22 protein-coding genes are annotated in these 22,247 nt (G+C 63.2%); 12 read left to right on the forward strand and 10 right to left on the reverse strand.

Annotated features, from left to right (window positions below; all coding sequences use genetic code 11):
• Positions 1-23 precede the first annotated feature (23 nt).
• Positions 24-1,637 carry an APC family permease gene (locus BJQ17_RS09730; RefSeq protein ID WP_012051492.1) on the reverse strand — a complete coding sequence of 538 codons (1,614 nt, stop codon included), beginning with the start codon at positions 1,635-1,637 and terminating at the stop codon, positions 24-26.
• A 377-nt stretch (positions 1,638-2,014) separates the two neighbouring features.
• Here BJQ17_RS09730 and BJQ17_RS09735 point away from each other — a divergent pair, with 377 nt between their 5' ends.
• Positions 2,015-2,797, forward strand: a complete 783-nt coding sequence (locus BJQ17_RS09735) for an AraC family transcriptional regulator (protein WP_003254703.1) — start codon at positions 2,015-2,017, stop codon at positions 2,795-2,797.
• Here the strand turns inward: BJQ17_RS09735 and BJQ17_RS09740 are convergent.
• Positions 2,785-3,672 (reverse strand): LysR family transcriptional regulator, encoded by an 888-nt coding sequence (locus tag BJQ17_RS09740; RefSeq protein ID WP_070095968.1) that lies wholly within the window; start codon positions 3,670-3,672, stop codon positions 2,785-2,787. The two genes, BJQ17_RS09735 and BJQ17_RS09740, sit on opposite strands and share 13 nt — an antisense overlap.
• 141 nt (positions 3,673-3,813) lie before the next feature.
• Here BJQ17_RS09740 and moaB point away from each other — a divergent pair, with 141 nt between their 5' ends.
• Positions 3,814-4,332: a molybdenum cofactor biosynthesis protein B gene (moaB, locus tag BJQ17_RS09745; protein ID WP_003254698.1), complete on the forward strand. Its 519-nt coding sequence runs from the start codon at positions 3,814-3,816 to the stop codon at positions 4,330-4,332.
• 46 nt (positions 4,333-4,378) lie between these two features.
• On the opposite strand, the gene BJQ17_RS09750 is transcribed toward moaB, so the two are convergent.
• Entirely contained in the window at positions 4,379-5,278 is a 900-nt protein-coding gene (locus BJQ17_RS09750; protein WP_047604273.1) for a bestrophin family protein, read from the reverse strand.
• A gap of 20 nt (positions 5,279-5,298) precedes the next feature.
• Entirely contained in the window at positions 5,299-6,303 is a 1,005-nt protein-coding gene (moaA, locus tag BJQ17_RS09755) for a GTP 3',8-cyclase MoaA (protein ID WP_003254695.1), read from the reverse strand.
• Positions 6,304-6,525: 222 nt separating this feature from the next.
• Here moaA and BJQ17_RS09760 point away from each other — a divergent pair, with 222 nt between their 5' ends.
• Positions 6,526-8,856 carry an FdhF/YdeP family oxidoreductase gene (locus BJQ17_RS09760; RefSeq protein WP_054889137.1) on the forward strand — a complete coding sequence of 777 codons (2,331 nt, stop codon included), beginning with the start codon at positions 6,526-6,528 and terminating at the stop codon, positions 8,854-8,856.
• A gap of 109 nt (positions 8,857-8,965) precedes the next feature.
• Here the strand turns inward: BJQ17_RS09760 and BJQ17_RS09765 are convergent, their stop codons facing one another.
• Entirely contained in the window at positions 8,966-9,427 is a 462-nt protein-coding gene (locus tag BJQ17_RS09765; RefSeq protein WP_003254691.1) for an Lrp/AsnC family transcriptional regulator, read from the reverse strand.
• A gap of 92 nt (positions 9,428-9,519) precedes the next feature.
• Between BJQ17_RS09765 and BJQ17_RS09770 the strand changes: the two genes are divergently transcribed.
• Positions 9,520-10,701, forward strand: a complete 1,182-nt coding sequence (locus BJQ17_RS09770) for a PLP-dependent aspartate aminotransferase family protein (protein ID WP_012051500.1) — start codon at positions 9,520-9,522, stop codon at positions 10,699-10,701.
• A gap of 445 nt (positions 10,702-11,146) precedes the next feature.
• On the opposite strand, the gene BJQ17_RS09775 is transcribed toward BJQ17_RS09770, so the two are convergent.
• The gene (locus tag BJQ17_RS09775; protein WP_003254689.1) at positions 11,147-11,383 is read right to left on the reverse strand and encodes a YdcH family protein; all 237 of its coding nucleotides are present in this window, start codon (positions 11,381-11,383) and stop codon (positions 11,147-11,149) included.
• A 252-nt stretch (positions 11,384-11,635) separates the two neighbouring features.
• Here BJQ17_RS09775 and BJQ17_RS09780 point away from each other — a divergent pair, with 252 nt between their 5' ends.
• From BJQ17_RS09780 to BJQ17_RS09795, 4 genes are all read left to right on the forward strand, one after another.
• On the forward strand, positions 11,636-13,273 hold the full coding sequence (locus tag BJQ17_RS09780) for a phosphoethanolamine transferase (protein ID WP_070095969.1): 1,638 nt from the start codon (positions 11,636-11,638) through the stop codon (positions 13,271-13,273).
• Positions 13,274-13,462: 189 nt separating this feature from the next.
• The gene (gene rnd / locus BJQ17_RS09785; RefSeq protein WP_004575887.1) at positions 13,463-14,596 is read left to right on the forward strand and encodes a ribonuclease D; all 1,134 of its coding nucleotides are present in this window, start codon (positions 13,463-13,465) and stop codon (positions 14,594-14,596) included.
• Positions 14,593-14,886: a YcgL domain-containing protein gene (locus BJQ17_RS09790; RefSeq protein WP_003254683.1), complete on the forward strand. Its 294-nt coding sequence runs from the start codon at positions 14,593-14,595 to the stop codon at positions 14,884-14,886. The genes rnd and BJQ17_RS09790 overlap by 4 nt, the downstream gene beginning before the upstream one ends.
• 2 nt (positions 14,887-14,888) lie before the next feature.
• Positions 14,889-15,821 carry a D-2-hydroxyacid dehydrogenase gene (locus BJQ17_RS09795; RefSeq protein ID WP_070095970.1) on the forward strand — a complete coding sequence of 311 codons (933 nt, stop codon included), beginning with the start codon at positions 14,889-14,891 and terminating at the stop codon, positions 15,819-15,821.
• Positions 15,822-15,933: 112 nt separating this feature from the next.
• Here BJQ17_RS09795 and BJQ17_RS09800 read toward each other — a convergent pair whose 3' ends face one another.
• The gene (locus BJQ17_RS09800; protein WP_003254681.1) at positions 15,934-16,527 is read right to left on the reverse strand and encodes a nitroreductase family protein; all 594 of its coding nucleotides are present in this window, start codon (positions 16,525-16,527) and stop codon (positions 15,934-15,936) included.
• 144 nt (positions 16,528-16,671) lie between these two features.
• Between BJQ17_RS09800 and BJQ17_RS09805 the strand changes: the two genes are divergently transcribed.
• Genes BJQ17_RS09805 through BJQ17_RS30960 form a run of 3 tightly spaced genes read left to right on the forward strand, consistent with a single transcriptional unit; the run spans position 16,672 to position 18,592 of the window.
• Positions 16,672-17,121: a YcgN family cysteine cluster protein gene (locus BJQ17_RS09805; protein WP_003254680.1), complete on the forward strand. Its 450-nt coding sequence runs from the start codon at positions 16,672-16,674 to the stop codon at positions 17,119-17,121.
• A 41-nt stretch (positions 17,122-17,162) separates the two neighbouring features.
• Entirely contained in the window at positions 17,163-18,371 is a 1,209-nt protein-coding gene (locus tag BJQ17_RS09810; RefSeq protein WP_003254679.1) for a hypothetical protein, read from the forward strand.
• A 2-nt stretch (positions 18,372-18,373) separates the two neighbouring features.
• Entirely contained in the window at positions 18,374-18,592 is a 219-nt protein-coding gene (locus tag BJQ17_RS30960) for an aldehyde dehydrogenase family protein (RefSeq protein WP_139139763.1), read from the forward strand.
• A gap of 64 nt (positions 18,593-18,656) precedes the next feature.
• On the opposite strand, the gene BJQ17_RS09815 is transcribed toward BJQ17_RS30960, so the two are convergent.
• Positions 18,657-19,127, reverse strand: coding sequence for an RNA methyltransferase (locus tag BJQ17_RS09815; RefSeq protein WP_003254677.1), 471 nt, complete (start codon positions 19,125-19,127; stop codon positions 18,657-18,659).
• A gap of 71 nt (positions 19,128-19,198) precedes the next feature.
• Positions 19,199-19,570, reverse strand: coding sequence for a YajD family HNH nuclease (locus BJQ17_RS09820; protein ID WP_003254676.1), 372 nt, complete (start codon positions 19,568-19,570; stop codon positions 19,199-19,201).
• A gap of 132 nt (positions 19,571-19,702) precedes the next feature.
• Between BJQ17_RS09820 and BJQ17_RS09825 the strand changes: the two genes are divergently transcribed.
• Positions 19,703-19,981 (forward strand): hypothetical protein, encoded by a 279-nt coding sequence (locus tag BJQ17_RS09825; RefSeq protein WP_003254675.1) that lies wholly within the window; start codon positions 19,703-19,705, stop codon positions 19,979-19,981.
• 195 nt (positions 19,982-20,176) lie between these two features.
• Here the strand turns inward: BJQ17_RS09825 and BJQ17_RS09830 are convergent, their stop codons facing one another.
• Entirely contained in the window at positions 20,177-22,219 is a 2,043-nt protein-coding gene (locus tag BJQ17_RS09830) for a S9 family peptidase (protein ID WP_003254674.1), read from the reverse strand.
• Positions 22,220-22,247 lie beyond the last annotated feature (28 nt).

The raw sequence follows: 22,247 nt of genomic DNA on the forward strand, positions 1-22,247 counted from the left end.
GGGCTTGTCCCTTGCGTAAAAGATCAGGAAGCGACGGCAGCAGGGCGGCCGGTATAGGTTTCAGCGCAGGCTTCGCTTTCGTCCTCGCCTTCCAGGCGCACCAGGTGGGCAGGCACGCCAGTGGCCGCGCCCCAGTAGTAGATGCCCAGCGCGCAGGCCGCCACGACCACGGTGTCGAATGGGTGGCCGATGACGCCCAAGCCGCCGAAGCTGCCCAGCCACGACAGCAGGATGGTCAGCGCATAGAACCCGATCAGCCACGCCGACGAGCGAACTTGCTGGGCCAGCGACAGGTGCTGGGTGGGTACGAAACGGCTACACAGCAGGTACAGCACGAACATCACGATCTGCAGGGCCAGCAGCCACGACACGGTGTTCCAGCCCGACCAGTACACGATCAGCGCGGCGATGATGAACGACAGCGGGCCGAGCACAGCCATGCCCTTGACCCGGAACGGGCGCGGCATGTGTGGTGCATTGCGGCGCAGGGCGGCGACGCTGACCGGCGCTACGGCGTAGCTCAGTACCAGAGCGGCGGACACCACGTTGATCAGCGCTTCCCACGATGGGAAGGGCAGGGTCCAGAACACCGACAGGCCAAATGTCAGCCACAGGGCCGGGCGCGGGATGCCGGACTCTGCATCGATGCGGGTGAAGTACTTGAAGAAGGTGCCGGTCTGCGCCCAGCCATAGATCACGCGCGGGGTGGCGTTCATGTAGATGTTGCCGCAGCCGCTTGGCGAGATCACTGCGTCGGCCACCACCAGGTAGGCCAGCCAGCCCACACCCAGCGCCAGGGCGATGTCACGGTAGGGCAGGGCCAGTTCCTTGGTCACGCTGGCCCAGCCGTTGGCCAACATTTCGGTCGGCACGCTGCCGAGGAAGGCCAGTTGCAGCAAAGCGTAGATCGCGGTGGACAGCAACACCGAAAGAATCAGCGCAATCGGGATGGTGCGCTGCGGGTTCTTGACCTCGCTGGCCACCGAAATGATCGGCGTCAGGCCGAGGTAGGCGAAGATGATGCCGCCGGCGGATACGGCCATTTCCACCCCGGACAGGCCGAACGGGGCAAAGCCCTGGACCTCGAAGTTTTCTGGCTTGAAGAAGGTGAACAGCACGCCGATCACCAGCAGCGGCACGATGAACTTGAACACGCTGACCAGGTTGTTGGCCTTGGCGAAGGTTTTCACGCTGCGGTAGTTGAGGAAGAAGAACAGCCCCAACAGGGCGAACTGCACCAGCCAGCCGAGCACGGTTGGGTCGCTGGAGCCGGCCTTGGTCAGCCCGGGGAACCAGGCGGCGGCGTATTGGCGTGAGGCGACCACTTCGATGGCGATCAGGCTGGAAAAGGCGATCAGGGTGATGAAACCCATCAGGTAGCCGAGCAGTGGGCCGTGCGAGTAAACCGGGTAGCGCACCACGCCGCCGGCACGTGGCAGGGCGGCGCCCAGCTCGCAGTAGACGATACCCAGCAGCAGTACGGCGAACCCGCCGAGAAACCAGGAGAGGATGCCGGCCGGGCCGGCGATGGCCGACACGTGGCTGGCGGCGAACAGCCAGCCGGAGCCGAAAATGGCCCCTAGGCCGATGAAGGTGAGGTCCAGCAGTGATAACTGTTTTTTGAATTTGCCTGACATGGGTTCGCCTTTTTGTTGGTTATTGGATAGGCAGGTCTGATGTCACGAGATGCGGCTTTTTGGGCCGCGCTCTTGTAGGACTTGGGCGGCTTGCGTGGGGCATAGAGTGAACCGGTCGGGGCGGCGGTTCTTGATGGTTTTCTGCAAGGGGGATGACGAAATCGGCACAGTTGCAGAAAAACAGTGGTAAGGCGCAAAGCGGGGGGATAGGCTCAAAGCCATACCGGATAAGGGTTTGAGAGATGCAGTGCTAGTGCCGGCCCTTTCGCGGGTGAACCCGCTCCTACAGGTACCGCACAGGATTCGAAATCTGTGGGGGCCCTGTATGAGCGGGTTCACCCGCGAAGAGGCCGGCCCAGCCAGCAGAGAACCGACAGATGACCGACGCCCCCCTGGCAACCCTCTACCAGTCTCTCGACCAGCACCGCCCCGCCACCCTCGAGGCCCTGCTCGCCGGCGTATCGCTGTTGCTGCCGATGCTCGACGCCATCCCCAACGCCGCAATCTTCATCAAGGACCCGGCCGCCCGCTACGTGCTGGCCAACAACACCTTGGTCCAGCGCTGCGGCCTCAAGCGCTTGCAACCGCTGCTGGGCAAGACCAGCGCCGAAGTGTTCCCGGCACAGCTGGGCCCTGGGTACACCGAGCAGGACCGCCGGGTGCTCAAGGAAGGGATGGTGCTGGAGGACCAACTGGAGCTGCACCTGTACGGCAGCCGTGAACCCGGCTGGTGCCTGACCCACAAGCGCCCGCTGTACAACCAGGCGGGCGAGATCATCGGCCTGGTTGGTATTTCGGTCGACCTGCAGTCAGCCGCCGACAGCCACCCCGCTTACCAGCGCCTGGCTGCGGTGGACGAGCACATTCGCCAGCATTTTCACCAGCCGATCAGCATGGGCGAGCTAACCCGCATCGCCGGTATCTCCGTGGCCCAGCTGGAGCGCTATTGCAAGCGGGTGTTCCACCTCACGCCCCGGCAGATGATCCACAAGGCGCGCCTGGAGCATGCCCATCGCCTGCTGCATTCGGAGCTGCCGATCACTGAAGTGGCGATGCGCTGCGGCTACACCGACCACAGCGCCTTCAGCCGCCAGTTCAAGCAACTGACCGGCTTTACGCCACGCCAGTATCGCCAGGCTACCGCCGATCAGGTGGCCTGAAACAACCCCCGGGCCTCGGCAAAGCATTGCTCGGCAATCGCCGAGCGCGGCTCGCTGCGGCGCAGCAGCAGGCCGACCGGGCTGTGGATGGCGGCGTCGGCCACCGGTACGATGCGCAGGTGCTCGCTGAGGTCTTCCAGGCCGCAGTCCAGTGGCATGATCGCGCAACATATGCCGGTGTTGATGGCCTGGATAAGCTGGAAGCTCGAGTCGCTCTCAAGCACCGCATTGGGCTCCAGACCACGGCTGCGGAAGCTCAGGTCCAGCGACTGGCGGTAGTGCATGCCTTTGCTCAGCAGCCCCAGCGGAATATCGCCAAGCTCCTCCCAGCGCAGCCGGTCGCTGGCGAACTGAAAGTGCCGTGTATCGTGCAGCAGGCCCATGGTGGTGGTGCCGAGTTCGATCACTTCGAAGAAGCTGGTGTTGACCTGGTCCAGGTAGCAGATACCCAGGTCGAGCTGGTTGCGGCTGAGGCCGTCGATGACCTGTTCCGAACTCAGCGAGCTGAGCTGAAAGTGCAGTTCGGGGTATTTTTCGCGCAGGGGCAGCAGCAGGTGCATGGGGTTGAAACTGGCCAGCGGCACCGTGCCCAGGCGCAGGCTGCCGACCACCTGGCCACGGCAACTGGCAGCCTCGGCCTGCAGGCCGTCATGGGCGGCGAGCAGGGTACGGGCCCAGGCCAGGATGCGCTCGCCGGCCTCGGTGAAACCTTCGAAGCGCTGGCCCCGCTTGACCAGCACCAGGTCCAGTTCGTCTTCCAGGTTGCGCAGGCGCATGGACAGCGTCGGTTGGGTGATATGGCACAGCGCCGCCGCCTGGCCGAAGTGGCGGGTCTGGTCGAGGGCGATGAGGAACTTGAGCTGCTTGATGTCCATGGAAGTGCCTGGCGTCTGGTTATGCAGACCTTAACCCACGTCTGCGATAGATGTCATTGATCGGCCGGTACGTCATATCGATTGGACGCCTCTGGGGGTATGCCTCTAGCGTGGTGAAAATACCCTTCAAGGAGCTTCACCGTGCGCGTCCAACTTGATGCGGTCTTCGTACCGCTGAACATCGCCGTGCTGACTGTCAGCGACACCCGTACCTACGACAACGATACTTCCGGCGCGCTGCTGGCCAACCGCTCGGTCGAGGTCGGTCACCGGCTGGTGGCGCGAGCGCTGCTCAAGGACGACCTGTACAAGATCCGCGCTCAGGTGGCCAGCTGGATTGCCGATGAACAGGTGCAGGTGGTGCTGATCACCGGCGGTACCGGCTTTACCGGGCGCGACAGCACACCCGAAGCGGTCGAGTGCCTGCTGGACAAGCGTATCGATGGGTTTGGCGAGTTGTTCCGGGCATTGTCGATTCTCGATATTGGCAGCTCGACCGTGCAGAGCCGGGCGTTGGCCGGGTTGTCCAACCGCACGTTGGTGTGCTGCCTGCCGGGCTCGACCGGGGCCTGCCGCACCGCCTGGGAAGGGATTCTGGCCGAGCAGCTGGATGCACGGCACCGGCCCTGCAACTTCGTCAAACACCTGTTGCCGATGTAGGAGCGGGTTTACCCGCGAAGAGGCCAGAACAGGCAACCACCCACGGTCAGCTCAACACATACCCCACCGGCAACAAGGCGGGAGGTAGCTGCTGTTCCCCCAGCCCGGCCAGCACATCGCGCTCCACAGTCCGCACCATGGCATCGGTCGGCAGATCGTTCTCATCGCGCCCGAACGGGTCTTCCAGCTCGTTGCCGATCGCATCCAGCCCGAAGAACGTGTACCCCACGATGGTGGTGAACAGCGGTGCCAGCCAGCCCAGCGGCTCGGCCAGGGCAAACGGCAGCAGCAGGCAGAAAATGTAGATGGTACGGTGCAGCAGCAGCGTGTAGGGGAACGGCAAGGGTGTGCCCTTGATCCGCTCGCAGGTGGCTTGCACTTCGGTCAGGCCCACCAGGCGCTGCTCCAGCAGGTTGTAGCGCCATTCGCTGATCTGTTGCTGTGCGGCCAACCGTGAACAGTGTTCGCCGATTTCACGCAGGATGCCGTCGCACACATTGTGCGGGCTGATCGCATCGGCCCTGGCCAGCCACGGCCTGGCAGCTGCCCGTTCGTCCTCGTTACGCAGCCGGGCATTGAGTGCATGGGCGAAACCACACAGGTTGCGCAGCAGTTCGGCGCGCAGTGTTTCGTCGGTAATCGCCACGCTTTCCCGCACGAACGAGCGGGTTTCGATAATCAGTTTGCCCCAGGCCTTGCGCCCCTCCCACCAACGGTCGTAGCACGCATTGTTGCGAAAGCTCATGAAGATCGACAGCGACAGGCCCAGCAAGGTGAATGGCGTGGCGCTGACCGGGTAGAAATACGTCGGGAAATGCCGCTCGACCAGCACGATCAGCGCGGCCAGCAGTGTCACCATCAGGCAACGCAAGGCAATGCGTTTGACGATCGACCCCTTGAGGGTGAACAACACGCGCAACACATCGGTGGAGGGGGGGACGATCATGGAAATCCAGAGACGGCTGCTCAGCCGCCGGTCATGTTCATGAAGCGCAGGATCTGCACATCGCCACCGACTTCGAAGTGATGGCGATAGGGCTTGAGGTGCAGCGAATCGCGAATGGCCTTTTCCAGGCGTTCGGGGTTGCCCGGGTGGGCGCGCAGCACGTGCTTGAGGTCGACCGAGTGTTCGTTGCCCAGGCACAGCAGCAGGCGGCCTTCTACGGTAAGGCGCACGCGGTTGCAGGTGGCGCAGAAGTTGTGGCTGTGCGGGGAAATGAAGCCGACCCGGGTGTTCGCGGCTTCGGCCAGGCGCCAGTAGCGGGCCGGCCCCATGGACGACTCGGTCGATTCGACCAGCGTGAACTGCTCGGCCAGGCGTGCCCGTACTTCATCGCTGGAGCAGAACGATTCGCCACGTTCATGCTCGCTTATTACCCCCAGCGGCATTTCCTCGATGAAGGTGATGTCCAGCTCGCGTTCGATGGCAAAGCGCACCAGATCGACCAGTTCATGGTCGTTGCGGCCTTTGAGTACCACGCAGTTGAGCTTGGTGCGTTTGAAACCGGCCTGGCGTGCGGCGTCGATGCCGGCGATTACCTGGGCTAGGTCGCCGGTGCGGGTCAGCTGCTTGAAACGGTCGGCATCCAGGCTATCCAGGCTGATGTTCAGGCGTGTCACCCCGGCGTCGAACAGCGGCTGAGCCAGGCGCCCGAGTTGCGAGCCGTTGCTGGTCAGGCACAGCTCGCGCAGGCCGGGCAGGGCGGCGATGCGCCCGCACAGGTCGACGATGCCCTGGCGTACCAGTGGCTCGCCACCCGTCAGGCGGATCTTTCGGGTGCCCAGCGCGACGAAGCGTTCGGCCACCTGGAACAGTTCTTCGAGGCTGAGGATTTGCTGGCGCGGCAGAAACTGCATGTCTTCGGCCATGCAGTACACGCAACGGAAGTCACAGCGGTCGGTGACCGACATCCGCAGGTAGTCGATTTTCCGGTTGAAGCCGTCGATCAGGGCCCGGCTGTTCTGTTCCACGTTCGCACTCGAATGGGTTGGGACATGACTCCAAGCTATAACCTGGCCGCAAGGCCGTCAAATTGCTTTGCCTGACCGGTTGATCGATGGCCTCTATCGCCTGGGACAGCCTCTGGCAGCCATGATCGAAACCGCTTATCACGCCGTAAGATCTTTCGATTGGACGCCCCTTCCCACGCTCCATAGGCTGGAAAAAAGCATCGAAGCGTGAGGATTCATCGCATGAGCCAGGACGAACACATCAGGGACTACAAGGGCGCCGCTGCCGGCTGGGGGGCGCTCAAAAGCGTGACCAAGAGCTGGCTGGGCAGCGACAACGCCTTCAAGAACCTGCGGGCCATGCTCAAGACCAACCAGAACGGCGGTTTCGACTGCCCCGGCTGTGCCTGGGGCGAGTCGCCGGAAAGCGACATGGTCAAGTTCTGCGAAAACGGCGCCAAGGCGGTCAACTGGGAAGCCACCGGCCGCTCGGTCGACCCGGCTTTCTTCGCCAAATACAGCGTCAGCGCGCTGAAGGAACAGACCGACTACTGGCTTGAATACCAGGGCCGCCTCACCCACCCGATGCGCTACGACGCCGCCACCGACCACTATGTCGAAACCACCTGGCAGGAGGCCTTCGAGCTGGTCGCCAGGCACCTGCGTGCGCTGCAATCGCCCGATGAGGCCGAATTCTACACCTCGGGCCGGGCCAGCAACGAAGCGGCGTTCCTTTACCAGCTGTTCGTGCGTGCCTACGGCACCAACAACTTCCCGGATTGCTCGAACATGTGCCACGAAGCCAGCGGCGCGGGCATGTCGGAAACCCTCGGGGTGGGCAAGGGCACCGTGGTGTTCCACGATCTGGAGCTGGCCGACGCGATATTCGTCATCGGGCAGAACCCCGGCACCAACCACCCGCGCATGCTCGAACCCCTGCGCGAAGCGGTCAAGCGTGGCGCTCAGGTCGTCTGCTTCAACCCGCTGAAAGAGCGTGGCCTTGAGCGCTTCCAGCACCCGCAGCACCCGTTCGAAATGCTCAGCAACGGCTCCGAGCCGACCTCCAGCGCCTACTTCCGCCCGGCCTTGGGTGGGGACATGGCGGCAATGCGCGGTATTGCCAAGTACTTGTTGCAATGGGAGCGCGAGGCACAGGCCAAGGGCGAGCCGGCGGTGTTCGACCATGCCTTCATCGCCGAGCACACCAGCGGCGTCGACGATTACCTGGCGGCGGTGGACGCCACGTCCTGGGAGCACATCGTCAAACAATCGGGCTTGACCCTGGCCGAGATCGAGCTGGCCGCCCGCATGTACCGCAAGGCCGAGCGGGTCATCATGTGCTGGGCCATGGGCGTCACCCAGCACCGCCATTCGGTGCCGACCGTGCAGGAAATCGTCAACCTGCAGCTGCTGCGTGGCAACGTCGGCAAGCCCGGCGCAGGCCTGTCGCCGGTGCGTGGCCACAGTAACGTGCAGGGTGACCGTACCATGGGCATTGACGAGAAACCCTCGGCGGCGCTACTCGATGCCATCGAACAACGTTTCCAGTTCAGTGTGCCGCGTACCCATGGGCACAACGCAGTGTTGGCGATCAAGGCTATGGAAGAGGGGCGGGCCAAGGTGTTCATTGGCCTGGGCGGCAACTTTGCCCAAGCCACCCCGGACACCGCGCGCACCCACGCGGCGCTGCAGAACTGCGCGTTGACCGTGCAGATTTCCACCAAGCTCAACCGCTCGCACCTGGTCACCGGCCGCGATGCGCTGATCCTGCCGTGCCTGGGCCGTACCGAAATCGACCTGCAGGCCGAAGGGCCGCAAGGCGTGACCGTGGAGGACACCTTCAGCATGGTGCACATCTCCAACGGCCAGTTGCGCCCGCGCTCGCCGCATATGCGCTCGGAACCGTGGATCATTGCCGGCATGGCCAAGGCCACGCTGGGCAACCAGCCGATCGACTGGGAGCACGCGGTGGCCGATTACAACCGCATTCGCGACATGATCGCTGACGTGATTCCGGGCTTTACCGGTTTCAATGAACGCTTGAACAGCCCCGGCGGGTTCCACCTTGGCAACAATGCCGCCGATCGCAACTTCCGCACGGCCACGGGCAAAGCCCGCTTCATGCCCCACGCGCTGCCCGAGGAACTGGTCAACGCCAAGGTACTGGCCCGTGGTGACAAGCCCGACCTGATTTTGCAGACCCTGCGTTCGCACGATCAGTACAACACCACCCTGTATGGCCTGGACGACCGCTACCGTGGGGTGTTCGGCCTGCGTGAAGTGGTGTTCGTCAATGAGGCGGACATCCGTCGCCTGGGCTTCGAACCGGGTGAGCAAGTGGACCTTGTGTCGCTGTGGGAGGATGGCGTGGAGCGGCGGGTGTCGGGGTTCCGCCTGGTGGCGTATGACGTGCCTGAGGGGCAGGCGGCGGCGTATTACCCGGAAACCAACCCGTTGGTACCGCTGGAAAGTTATGGTGAGGGGACCTATACCCCGACCTCGAAATTCGTGGCGATCAAGGTCGTGAAAGCCAAGGCGGGGAACCGCATTGCGGCGGTGTTGGCCTCGGATTGATGGGGTGCCTGTGCTGGCCTCTTCGCGGGTGAACCCGCTCCTACGGGACCTCACAGTGCTTGAGGTTGAGGTGATCCTGTGGGTTTGCCCGCGAAGAATCCAGCACCGGTCAGGCGCGATGCACCGGGTAAGCCGTGGTGTACTTCATCTGCTCCATGGCAAAACTGGACGTGATGTTCGACAACCCATCGGTACGGGTAATCAGCTTTTTGTAGAACCGGTCATACGCCGCAATATCACCCACCACCACCCGCAGCATGTAGTCCCAGTCCCCGGACATGCGGTAGCACTCCATCACTTCCTCGAACCCGGTCACCGTCGCAGCAAACTGCTCCAGCCATGCGCTGTCGTGACGCTGGGTCTTGAGCTGGACGAACACGGTGAGCCCCAAGCCTAGCCGTTCGGGGTCCAGCAGGGCGACGCGGCCTAGGATGTAGCCGTCTTCCTCCAGGCGCTTGACCCGCTTCCAGCACGGTGTGGTGGACAGGTTGACGGCCTCGGCCAGGTCCTTCAGCGAGATCGAGGCATCACGCTGTAGCAGGGTAAGAATGTGCTGGTCGAAACTGTCCATATCGCGCGCTGGCCGTGCAGAAAAATATTTCACAGATTACCCCAAGGCCAGATGATTTGGGTTGTGCGATAGTTGCAGCTTTCATTCTGCCAATGGGCCTGACCATGTCCGACAAGCCGCGCAATTTCGCCACCCGTACCATTCACGCCGGCGAGCAGTTCAGCGTTGCCGATAACGCCATTTTTCCGGCCATCGTCACCGCCAGTTCGTTCACCAAGCGCAGCCTGGACGATAAACCGGAATATTCCTACAGCCGCGTCGGCAACCCCACCCGGCATGCCTACGAAACCTGTGTCGCTGCCTTGGAAGAAGGCGTGGGCGCTGTGGCCTGCGCCTCGGGGGTCAATGCCACCGCAACCGTGCTTGAGCTGCTGCCCAAGGATGCCCACGTGGTGGTGATGAACGGCGTGTACGGTGGCACGTTCCGCATCATGGAAGATTACCGCAGCCGCACCTCGGGGCTGACCACCACCTATGTCGATCTCAACGACCTTGAAGCCGTAGCGGCTGCGATCAAGCCGGAAACCCAGCTGATCTGGATCGAGTCGCCGACCAACCCGTTGCTGCACCTGGTCGACATCAAGGCGGTGTGCGACCTGGCCAAGGCCAAGGGCATCCTCACCTGCATCGACAACACCTTCTGCTCGCCGTGGAACCAGCGTCCGATCACCCTGGGTGTGGACCTGGTGATGCACTCGGCCAGCAAGTACATCGGTGGCCACTCCGACCTCACCGGCGGTGTGGTGGTGGCGGCCAATGATGCGTTGCTGGCGCGCCTGCGCCGTATCAGCATGGCGATAGGGGCGGTGCAGGGGCCGTTCGACTGCTACCTGGCCCTGCGCGGTCTGAAGACCCTGGATGTGCGCATGGAGCGCCAGTGCGCCAATGCCCTGCAGGTGGCGCGCTTCCTGGAAGGTCACGCGCAGGTCGAGCAGGTGTATTACCCAGGGCTGGAAAGCCACCCTCAGCATGAGCTGTGCAAACGCCAGATGCGCAGTGGCGGGGCGGTGGTGGCGATGAAAGTGAAAGGCGACCGCGCCGCGCTCAACCGCCTGGTGGAGGCGCTGCAGATCTTTGTCCTGGCCGACTCGCTGGGTGGGGTGGAAAGCATGATCAACCATTCCTGGAGCATGTCGCACTGCTCGCTGAGCCCAGAACAGAAAGGGGTGATGGGGATCAGCGAGAACCTGCTGCGGTTGTCGGTAGGTATCGAGGATTACCGTGACCTGGTCGAGGACCTGGATGGGGCGTTGAAAGCGCTGGTTGCTGTGTAGGGCTGCAGGCCTCTTCGCGGGCTCGCCCGCTCCTGCTGGTGGTAGGAGCGGGTTTACCCGCGAATACGGAGGCGACGGCAACGGTGACCGGCCAGGGATACTGGCCAGCAGGCCCGGCCCTTTCGCGGGTGAACCCGCTCCTACGACGGTCTGCACATTGGCGTAGGAGCGGGTTTACCCGCGAATACGGTGGCGGCGACAACGGTGAACGGCCTGGGACACTGGCCAACAGGCCCGGCCCTTTCGCGGGTGAACCTGTTTCTACGACGGTCTGCGCGTAGGGGGGGTACCCGCGAATACGGTAGCGACGGCAACGGTGAACGGCCAGGGATACTGGCCAGCAGGCCCGGCCCTTTCGCGGGTGAACCCGCTCCTACGACGGTCTGCACATCGGTGTAGGAGCGGGCTTGCCCGCGAAGAGGCCGGTGGATTCAATAAATGCCTGTCAGGATTTGGGCGGATGAATGATCCGTTCGATCTTGTCCTTGATCAGCAACCTTTCCTTGCGCAGGCGGTTGACGGCCTCGTCGTTGGTGCCGTTACCTTCGGCGGCTACCACCTCCTTGTCCTTGGCGTTGTACTCCTTGTGCAGTTTGTGCAGGTCCTGATCCTTCTCTATGAGTGCCTGGAATGCATCAGCGGTAACGTGCAGGTCAGCGAGCAGATCGTGCGGAACTGGCATTTCTTCACCTCTGTCAGGGTTGTCGGTAAGGTCCTGACCATTGAGGATAGCTGTCTTTGCGCAGGCTTGTGACGGCGGTTCAGGCTGAATGGCAGCTGAATGGTTTTGAGATAATTGGTAAAAGACGCGCCCTCACGAAATTGTTACCGAGTTTTTCACGAAAAATTGATGACGTGCTTTCTAGAGTTCGCCCAACTTTCCCACAGTGCCATCTGGCCTGGGGGTGATAATCACTCTTGATTGCGAACGCTGATGCTCAACTTCAAATCCCTGCGGACTGAATGGGTCACGCTGCTGGCCAGTCTTTACCTGCTGATCGGCTTCAACATGTTCCTCTGGGAGCACCTGCAAGCGGCGGTTCCTGCTGGCCTGTCAGGGTTGTGGCTGAGTCTGGCGTTTGCTGTGCTGATGCTTTTCGCCTTCAATCTTGTGCTCACGTTACTTGCCTTCCGGTATGTATTGAAGCCGGTACTTATCGTGTTGTTCATGAGTGGCGCGGGCGTGGCTTACTTCATGAACCAGTACGGCGTACTTATTGACGCCGCCATGTTCCGCAATATGGCCGAGACCAATGTTGCGGAAGTGCGCGACTTGATGTCGTTCAAGTTTGCCGCGTATATCCTGCTGCTGGGTGTGCTGCCATCGGTGCTGCTGTGGAAGGCGCAAATCGCCTACCGCCCGTGGCACCGCGAGCTGCTGGGCAAGTTGCTGGTCAGTGGTGCCTGTGTGGTGACCATTGGCTCGGTAGCGTTGGTCAATTATCAAGGGCTGTCGTCGCTGTTTCGCAATCACCATGAATTGCGCCTGATGCTCACCCCCAGCAATATCGTCGGGGCCTCCATTGGTTATGTCAGCGAGCGGGTCGGTACGGCTTCGCGCCCGTTCCAGCATTATGGCGAAGATGCCAAGCGTGATGCGGCCTGGCAAAAACATGAGCGCAAGTCGCTGACCGTGCTGGTGGTCGGGGAAAGTGCCCGGGCAGACCATTTCGGCGTGCTGGGCTATGACCGCGATACCACGCCCAATCTCGCCAAAGAGCAAGGCCTGCTGGCGTTTTCCGACGTGCACTCGTGTGGTACGGAAACGGCGGTTTCGGTGCCTTGCATGTTCTCGGGCATGAAGCGCAGGGATTACGATGCCCGCGTAGCGAAGAACCGCGAAGGGCTGTTGGACATCCTCCAGCGTGCCGGCCTGGCCGTGCAGTGGCGTGACAACCAGTCGGGCTGCAAAGGCACCTGCGACCGCGTTCAGTTCATCGACGTCAGCAACCTCAATGATCCGCAGCTGTGCGCCAATGGCGAATGCCATGACCAGATCCTGCTGCAAGGCCTGGACGCGTTGATCGACAACCTCGACAAGGACACCGTGCTGGTGCTGCACCAGATGGGCAGCCACGGCCCCGAGTACTTCAAGCGCTACCCCAGTGATGGCGAGCGCTTCACACCGGTGTGCCAGAGCAACGCGTTGAACCAGTGCAGCAAGGAGCAAATCATCAACGGATACGACAACACCCTGGCCTATACCGACAAGGTGCTGGCCTCGCTGATCGATACCCTGCGCAGCAAGCAAGACAAGGTCGACACGGCGATGATCTACCTGTCCGACCACGGCGAGTCGCTGGGCGAGTACAACCTGTTCCTGCACGGCACGCCCTACGCCATCGCTCCCGAGCCGCAGAAGCACGTGCCGCTGCTGACCTGGTTCTCCGACAGCTACAAGGAGGACTTCGGCGTCGATACCGACTGCCTGGCACGGCTCAGCGATGCCCCGCTGTCCCAGGACAACCTGTTCCACTCGATGCTTGGCCTGTTGCAGGTGCATACCGAGCTCTACCAACAGTCGCTGGACATGTTCGCCAGTTGCCGGCCCTGGCTGGCGGCCAAGCGCTGAAGCCAGTCGCGTTTCATGCAAGCTTGGGCGATCCCTGTGGGAGCGGGCAAGCCCGGGCCATACACCGTGTTGCCTTCATTCGCGGGTGCGCCCGCTCCCACAGGGTGGACTGCCCCCGAAAAGCGGGACAGTTTCACCCGCAGTGCCCGCGCCGTATATACTGCGCGCCAATGTTAGTGGGAGAGCCTTGTGGCCATCGAAATTCACTGGATCCGTGACGACCAGAGCCTGGCCGAACACTGCCGCGACTGGCACCTGCTGCCCTTCGTCGCCGTCGACACCGAATTCATGCGGGTCGACACCTTCTACCCGAAAGCCGGGCTGATTCAGATCGGCGACGGCCAACGCGCCTTTCTGATCGACCCGCTGCTGATCGGCAACTGGCAACCCTTGGCCGACCTGCTGGAAGACAGCGGTGTGGTCAAGGTGCTGCACGCCTGCAGCGAAGACCTTGAAGTGCTGCTGCGCCTGACCGGCAAGCTGCCTCAGCCGCTGTTCGACACTCAGCTGGCCGCCGGTTACCTGAACCTGGGCTTCTCCATGGGCTATTCGCGGCTGGTGCAGGAAGTGCTGGGCATCGAATTGCCCAAAGGCGAAACCCGCTCCGACTGGCTGCAACGCCCGCTCTCGGAAACCCAGGTCAGCTACGCTGCCGAAGATGCCGTGCACCTGGCCGAGCTGTTCACCGTGCTGCGCCCGCGGCTGAGTGACGACAAGTATGCCTGGGTGCTGGAAGACGGCGCCGAGCTGGTGGCTGCGTTGCGCCGTGAAGTCGAGCCTGAAAGCCTGTACCGCGACGTCAAGCTGGCCTGGAAGCTGGCGCCTCAACAACTGGCAGTGCTACGTGAGCTGTGCGCCTGGCGCGAGCGCGAAGCGCGCAACCGCGATGTGCCGCGTAATCGTATCCTCAAGGAGCACTCGCTTTGGCCCATGGCCAAAAGCCAGCCGAACAACCTGTCGGCCCTGGCCAAGATCGACGAGATGCACCCACGCACCATTCGTCAGGACGGCGAGTGCCTCATCCAGCTGATCAAGCGCGCCGCCAGCCTGCCTGCCGAGCAATGGCCGGCGCCCTTGCCCGAGCCGCTGCCGATCGAGGCTGCCGGCCTTCTCAAGCAGCTGCGTGCCATCGGCCAGGCCGAAGGCGAGCGCCTGGGGATTGCGCCCGAGTTGATGCTGCGCAAGAAAGCCCTGGAGGCGCTGCTCAAGAGCGGATACCCCAATGGCCCTTATCAACTGCCCGATTCGCTGCGCGGCTGGCGCCGCGAGCGCATGGGCCAGGCCCTGCTGGACAACCTGGCAGGTGCCGGAGAAACCCGATGAAACGTATTTGCTCGATCTACAAGAGCCCACGCAAGAACGAAATGTACCTGTACGTACTCAAGGCTGACGGCCTGGAGCGCGTGCCTGAAGGCCTGCTGCCGTTCTTCGGCACCCCCGTGCACGCTTTCGACCTGGTGCTCAGCCCTGAGCGCAAGCTGGCCCGCGAGGACATCACCAAGGTGCTGGAGAACCTCGAAAGCCAAGGCTACCACCTGCAGATGCCGCCGCTGGAAGATGAGTACATCGAGCACCTGCCCGAAGAGCTGCTGCGCCGAAACGACCCCGTCTGACCATGCGTGTACTGATCGCTGAGCATGACCATGCTCGATACGCCGGGCTTTTGCGCGCCGCCGCGCCAGAAGTGGAAGTGTTGACCAGCGGCGACTCTGCCGAACTGGCCCGCCAGGCACCGCAGTGCCCGGTGTGGCTGGGCCAGCCGGACTTGCTGGCCAGTCTGCTGCGCCAAGGCCACAAGCCTGGCTGGATACAGTCGACATGGGCCGGTATCACGCCGTTGCTGGCCGACGGCCTGCCGCGTGATTACCGCCTGAGCCGCGCAGTAGGCATCTTCGGGCAGGTGATGGCCGAGTACATGCTCACCTATATGCTAGGCCATGAGCGTGAGGTGCTGTCGCGCCTGGTCAGCCAGGTCGAGCGGCGGTGGGATGACCGCCCGGGGCGCAGCCTGGAAGGGCGCAAGGTCCTCATTGTGGGTGTGGGCGACATTGGTCAGCGTGTGGCCGAGTTCCTGCAGCCGTTTGGTGTGGCGCTGTACGGCATTGCCAGCAGCGCCCGTGAGCAGGCGCCGTTCGTCGAGGTGGCGGCGCTGGCCGACCTGCCGCGCTTGGTTGGCCAGGTCGACTACGTGCTGAACCTGCTGCCGGATACCCCGGCGACTCATGACCTGTATGACGCAGCGCTGTTCAAGTGCTTCCAGCCCTCGGCCTTGTTCATCAATGCCGGACGTGGTGTGGCGGTGGTCGATGCCGACCTGGTCGAGGCGTTGAAGGAGGGCCATCTGGCCGGTGCGGTGATCGATGTGTGCCGCCAGGAGCCGCTGCCCAAGCAACACCCGTTCTGGACCGCCTGGGGCTTGCTGCTGACCGGGCACAGCTCGGCGCCCACCTCGCCGGCGGCGATGGTGCGCTTGTTTGCGGAGAATGTGCGAGCGTATGCGGCGGGGCAGGGGTTGCGTGGCGAAGTCGATTTCGCCCGGGGCTACTGATTGCTGTGGCCCGTACCGGCCTCTTCGCGGGTAAACCCCTCCAGCACAGGGTGGTGATATCCCCGTAGGAGCGGGCTTGCCCGCGAAGAGGCCAGCACGGCCAACACAAACCTTACAGGCTGAAATCGCCTTCAGCAGCCAGCTCGCTCAGCGGCTTGCGCGGGCTCGGCACTTCACGCGCCTGCAGGGCTTCATCCAGGCTGGCCTTGTCCCCCAGCTTGCCGATCGCCACCATGGCATGCAGTGCGTAACCTTCGGGAATCTTCAGTTCCTGACGTGCCAGGTCCTGATCGAAGCCGGCCATGCCATGGGTATGCCAGCCGCTGATGCTGGCCTGCAGGGCCAGGTGCCCCCAGGCAGAGCCCGTGTCGAAGGTGTGCCACAGGGCCGGTTTTTCTTCCGTAGCGCCCGGGGCCGCGAAGGTAGTCTTCGAAATGACCAGCACCAGCGCCGACGCTTGTTGCGCCCAGCTGCGATTGAATGGCACCAGCAGGCTCAGGTAACGCTCCCAGTTCGGCGTGTCGCGGCGGGCATAAAGGAAGCGCCAAGGCTGCGAATTATAGGCCGAAGGTGCCCAGCGGGCGGCCTCGAGGAAGCTCAGCAGGGTTTCTTCGCTGATCGGCTCGGCGGTGAAGGCGCGTGGTGACCAGCGGTTGATGAACTGCTCGTTGATGGCGTAATCGGCAATGCGGGGGTTGGCGCTCATGGCGGCTCCTGCAAACGGACGGGAAAAGCGCACGCTACTGCGTGCCGTCGCGACTGACAAGCGGTCTGGCTTTGCCGAAGGCCAGGCTCTAGACTGGCGCCGCCGCGCGCCGTGGCCCCAAGATGAAGGCAGGAACCCTGTGTGATGATCGCTGAAAACGCGCCGTTCTGGCGGCGCAAGACCCTCGAAGAGCTCAGCCAGCAAGAGTGGGAGTCGCTGTGCGATGGCTGCGGCCTGTGCTGCCTGCAAAAGCTCGAGGACGAAGACGACAACAGCGTCTATTACACGCGCATCGCCTGCAAATTGCTGGACCTGGATACGTGCCAGTGCAGCGACTACCCCAACCGCTTCGCCCACGTGCCAGACTGCATCCAGCTGACCCCGGGCAAGGCCGACCAGTTCAAGTGGCTGCCGAGTACCTGCGGTTACCGTCTGGTCAGTGAGGGCAAGGACTTGCCGGCTTGGCATCACCTGGTCTGTGGCGACCGGCAACAGGTTCATGAACAGCGCATTTCCCAGTCGGGGCGTATGCTCAGTGAACACGATGTGCACGAAGACGACTGGGAAGACCACCTGATCTTTCGCGCCAGCTGACCGGCGCGGCCCGCTGCCTCGGGGAAACAAGGAGTTTCTGTATGCGTTGCCAGCTGTTGTTGCTGTTGGGCCTGATGGCCAGTTCGCCGGCCTGGGCGAAGAAGGTCGACCTCCACTACCAGGTGCGCTTGCTGCCTGCCAGCGGCCAGGCCGAGGTCCGCGTGACATTGGCCGAAGGCAGCGCCGTGCGCAGCCTGGACTTCGACTTGGGCAAGGCTGGGGCCTACAGCGGCTTCCAGGCCGATGGGCAATGGCAGCTGAAGGGGCAGCGTGGTATCTGGCAGCCAGCGGCCGGCAAGACCAGCCTCAGCTACCGTGTGCAGCTGGACCAGAAGCTGGCCAGCGGCGCCTATTCATCACGCATCACCCCACACTGGGCGCTGTTCCTCGGCGACCAGCTGATACCCCCTGCGCGCCTCGACCAGCAGGATGGTACCGAGCTGGTGGCGCGCCTGGCTTTCGACCTGCCCGAGGGCTGGAAGAGCATCGAAACGTCCTGGCCGCGTATCGGCAAGGGGAAGTTTCGCATCGACAACGTGTCGCGCTTGTTCGATCGCCCGACCGGCTGGATGCTTGCCGGCGACCTGGGCAGCCGCCGCGCTCGCCTGGGCGAGACCGAAGTGACCGTGGCCGCGCCGGTGGGGCAGGGTATGCGGCGCATGGACAGCCTGACCTTGCTCACATTCGTCTGGCCACAACTACAAGCTGTGTTCCCGCGTAACCCGCCCAAGCTGCTGTTGGTCGGGGCGCGTGACGGCATGTGGCGAGGGGCTATGGCTGCGCAGGGCTCGTTGTACCTGAACAGTGCCCGGCCCATGGTCAGCGAAAACGGCAATAGCCCGTTGCTGCGCGAATTGGTGCAACTGTTCGCGCAGATTCACGGGCGTGACGGCAGTGACTGGCTGGTAGAGAGCCTGACCGATTATTACGCCAACGAGTTGCTACGCCGCTCGGGCGGCATGAGTGATGACCGTTACCAGGTCTGGCAGGCGCGTCTGAGCAAGCAGGGCGCCAAGGTCAACCGGCTCAAGGGTGAACGCGCAAGCCCGGCCCAGGTGGCCCGCGGCGTGATGCTGTTGCAGGCGCTGGACAAGGAAATCCGCATTCACACCCAGGCCAAACGTTCGTTGGACGATGTGGTGCGGGGGCTGATGCGCCTGCCCAGCGTCAGTACCGAAGACTTTGTGCAGATCAGCGAGAACGTGCTGGGGCGGCGTTCCGATGTGCTGCAGAGCAAGGTGCTGCACTAGGCATCCCTGCGCCTGACAATCGGCAGGGCGGCATCGTCTGCAAGTCGCATTTCAAGCGTATCAAGTCGTACCTGGAATACACCGTCGAGCAGAAACTCAGCATTGTTCACGGGGCGAAACCGAGGTTGGGGAGCGTGCAGCCAACCATCGTCGGCAGCGTTGATCGCGACAACCCATGGTTTGTCGAGGCAATGTTCGGCCCGGTTTCGGTGCTGTTCTGACGGAGCTCAGCACTCGGTCGCCCTGTGTTGGCAGGTCTGTCCTGCCGCCGCAGTGGCGGCCTTTTTATTTGAACTTGGGCCCCGAGCGGGTATTCAGCCCCTTGGCCAAGCGGTCGTACAGCACCACATTCACCGTTGCCGCCAGGTTCATGCAGCCCTCGGTCGGGATGTAGATAGTCTCTTCACACCATCCCCGCACCTCTTCGCTCAACGAGCCATCCTCTGGCCCGAAGATGTAAATGGCCCGGTCCGGATGGGTGTAATCCGGCAATGGCCGCGCACCCTCCACCAGTTCTACCGCCACTGGCGTGCAGCCCAGCGGGATAATGCGCTGCAGGTCGTCGATGCCGATCAACGGGATGTCGTAGTGCACGCGCTTGGTGTCGGTGACGAAGTCACGTGCGCGTTCATAGCGTTTGCCCGTGTAGAACACCGAATTGACGCCATAGCAGCCCGCTGCGCGCATCACAGAGCCGACGTTTTCTGCCGACTTGGGGTTGAACAGGCCGATGCAGCTGTATCGTTTGTTTGCCACGTACCGGGGCCCTTCGCGAAAAAAGCGCGATTATACGGGCTGCCCGGTAGCAGCGGGGGGCGAATCGATGGTCAGTCTTTCTTCAGCATGCCCGCCAGCCCGGCAAACGGGTTGTGCGTAGCCTTGGCAATGCTCGGGGTGCTGGTGGAGCCTTCGCTGAAGTACTGCTGGTCGGTGTAGCGCGAGTGCTCGTTGTCGTGGCAGTACAGGCACAGCAGCTCCCAGTTGGAGCCGTCCTGAGGATTGTTGTCGTGGTTGTGGTCACGGTGATGCACGGTCAGCTCGCTCAGGCGCTTGCCGGCGAACTCGCGGGCGCAGCGGCCGCACACGTGCGGGTACATTCTCAGGGCCTTGTCGCGGTAGCCCATTTCCTTGTCGCGCTTGGCATCGGCCAGGATGCGGTCGAGGCGCGCGGTGGCGGCGGCAGAAGAGGTGGAGCTCATGGTGTTTCCTTTGTTCTGATCAGGCAAGTGACGGTTATGCCATTGAGTCTAGCGCGCTTGCAGGTCAGGCGGACAGGCGAAAGCGTTGAATTAGGCGTAGCCTGTAGAAAGGTTCCCGACAGGAGGTTGCTGATGTTTCACGCGATCCTCGCCGCGCTGTTGATGGCTGGCCTGCCCTTGGCAGAAGCTGCCAGTACGCCACCCAGGCTCACGCCGCCAGTACCCGGCGCGCCCGGTACGCCGACGCCTACGCCATACCCGCAGATTACCCCGAGTACGCCGCCCAAGGCTTATGACAGCCAGCCGGGGGCGCCCTTGTTGCCGCCGATGCCAGTGCCCGGCCCGCCGAAGGATCAGCCATTGCCCGGGTTGCGACAGGACCCGCCAAAGCCGGTTGTGGAGGATGATTGACGGGGGGAGCTGAGGGCGTCTGGGGCTGCTTTGCAGCCCATCGCGACACAAGGCCGCTCCCACAGGTTGGACTGGATTCCGCGCTGTGGACTGCACCTCAGAAGATGGACAGATGTCCAACATCTGGGGTGCAGTCCACTGTCCTGTGGGAGCGGCCTTGTGTCGCGAAAGGGGCGCAACGCGCCCCCCGCTCTCTCAAAGGATACCCAGCTCGCCAAACACGAACGCATACTCCAGGGCCACATCCTTCAACCCCTGGTACCGCCCGCTCATCCCGCCATGCCCAGCCCCCATCTCGGTCTTGAGCAGCAGCAGGTTGCTGTCGGTCTTGAGTGTGCGCAACTTCGCCACCCATTTGGCTGCCTCCCAATACTGCACGCGGCTGTCGTTGTAGCCCGCCACCACCAGCATCGCCGGGTAGGCCTGCGCTTTCAGGTTCTCGTACGGCGCATAAGCCTTGATCCGTTCATACACCTCCGGCTCCTCAGGGTTGCCCCATTCGTCGTACTCGGTCACGGTCAGCGGCAGCTCCGGGTCGAGCATGGTGTTGAGCACGTCGACGAAGGGCACTTCGGCAATGGCGCAGCGGAACAGCTCCGGGCGCAGGTTGAGCACCGCGCCGATCAGCAGGCCGCCAGCGCTGCCACCACTGATGGCCAGGCGATCGGCGGCCGTCACGCCCTGGCTGATCAGGTGCTCGGCGCAGGCGATGAAGTCGCTGAACGTGTTGTGCTTGTACTCCTGCTTGCCGGCACGGTACCAGGCCTCCCCCAGTTCACCACCACCTCGCACATGGGCGATGGCAAAGGCCACGCCGCGCTCCAGCAGGCTCAGGCGCGCATGTGAGAACCAGGGGTCGAGGCTTTCGCCATAGGCACCATAGCCGTACAGGTACAGTGGCACGGTCTTGCCCAGGTCCTGGCGGCGGCGTACCAGGCTGATCGGCACCTGGGTGCCGTCCGCTGCGGTTGCCCACAGGCGCTCACTGACATAGTCATCGGCATCGAATGCACCGAGCACCGGGGTTTGCTTGAGCACCACCTGGGCGCCCGTGGACAACGCCAGCTGGCGCACCTGGGCCGGGCGGTTGAGTGCTTCGTAGCGCAAGCGTATGCGAGTGCTGGCAAATTCCAGGCTGTCCTGCACGTACAGGCTGTAGGCGGCGTCTGGCAGTTCGACGCGGTAGGCCGGCAGGCCCTGTGGGCGTACTTCGATGATCGGCAGGCCGCCTTCGCGCAGGCTCAGGGTGAGGGCACCGGCGTTCAGGCTGAGGCCTTCGAGCATGACCGCGTCGCGGTGCGCCACCAGCACCTGCCACTGTTCGCGGCTTGGCACTGGTGCGACTGGCGCGTGGTACAGGGCGAAGTTGATGCCATCCTGGTTGGTGCGGATGAACCAGCGCCACTGGCCGTCGAGTTGGCCGTGGTCGGGGAAGTATTCGTGGCCTTCGACGCGCGGCGCCAGGCAGGTGAACGGCGCCTGCGGGGTTTCGGCGTCCAGCACCCAGGCCTCGCTGGTGGTCTTGCTGTTCAGCAGCAGCACCAGCTGGCGCTCGGAGCTGGTGCGGTAGCAGTGCAGGAAGAAACGCCCGTCTGGCTCTTCGAACACGGTGTGCGCGGCGTCGGTGCCCAAGGTGTGGCGACGCAGGCGCCATGGGCGGTGGGTGTCGTCCAGCTCAGCGAAGAATAGCGTCTGGCTGTCGTTGGCCCAGGTCAGGCTACCGTCGCAGTCGTCGAAGGGCAGGGTAGTGACACGGCCACTGGCCAGGTCTTTGACGTACAGGGTATAGATTTCGTCGCCGCTGGTGTCGAGGCTGTAGGCCAGCAGGCGGTGGTCGGGGCTGATGTTGAACGCGCCGAGGGAGAGGAAACCGCCGTTGGCCAGGACGTTGGGGTCGAGCAGCAGTTGCTCCTGGCTTTCATCGACGGTGTTCGAGTCGTCGGTCGGGCGTGGGCAGCGGTAGTGACGCGGGTATTCGTCGCCGGCGGTGGTGCGGGTGTAGTACAGGTAGGGGCCCCAGGGCGCCGGCAACGAGAGGTCGGTCTCCAGGATGCGGCCTTTGATCTCTTCGAACAGTTGCTCACGCAACGGTGCCTGGTCGGCCAGGCAGGCTTCCTGGTAGGCGTTTTCAGCGTGCAGGTAAGCGAGTACCTCGGGGGTATCGCGCTGTTGCAACCAGGCATACGGGTCGGTGGCCTGGTCGGCTTGGGCAATCGGGGGTTGGGGCTTGGCTGGCATTGAAGATCTCTTGATTGGGGTTGCCTGT

It is taken from the genome of Pseudomonas sp. NBRC 111139, from assembly GCF_001753955.1.
Classification (GTDB): domain Bacteria; phylum Pseudomonadota; class Gammaproteobacteria; order Pseudomonadales; family Pseudomonadaceae; genus Aquipseudomonas; species Aquipseudomonas alloputida.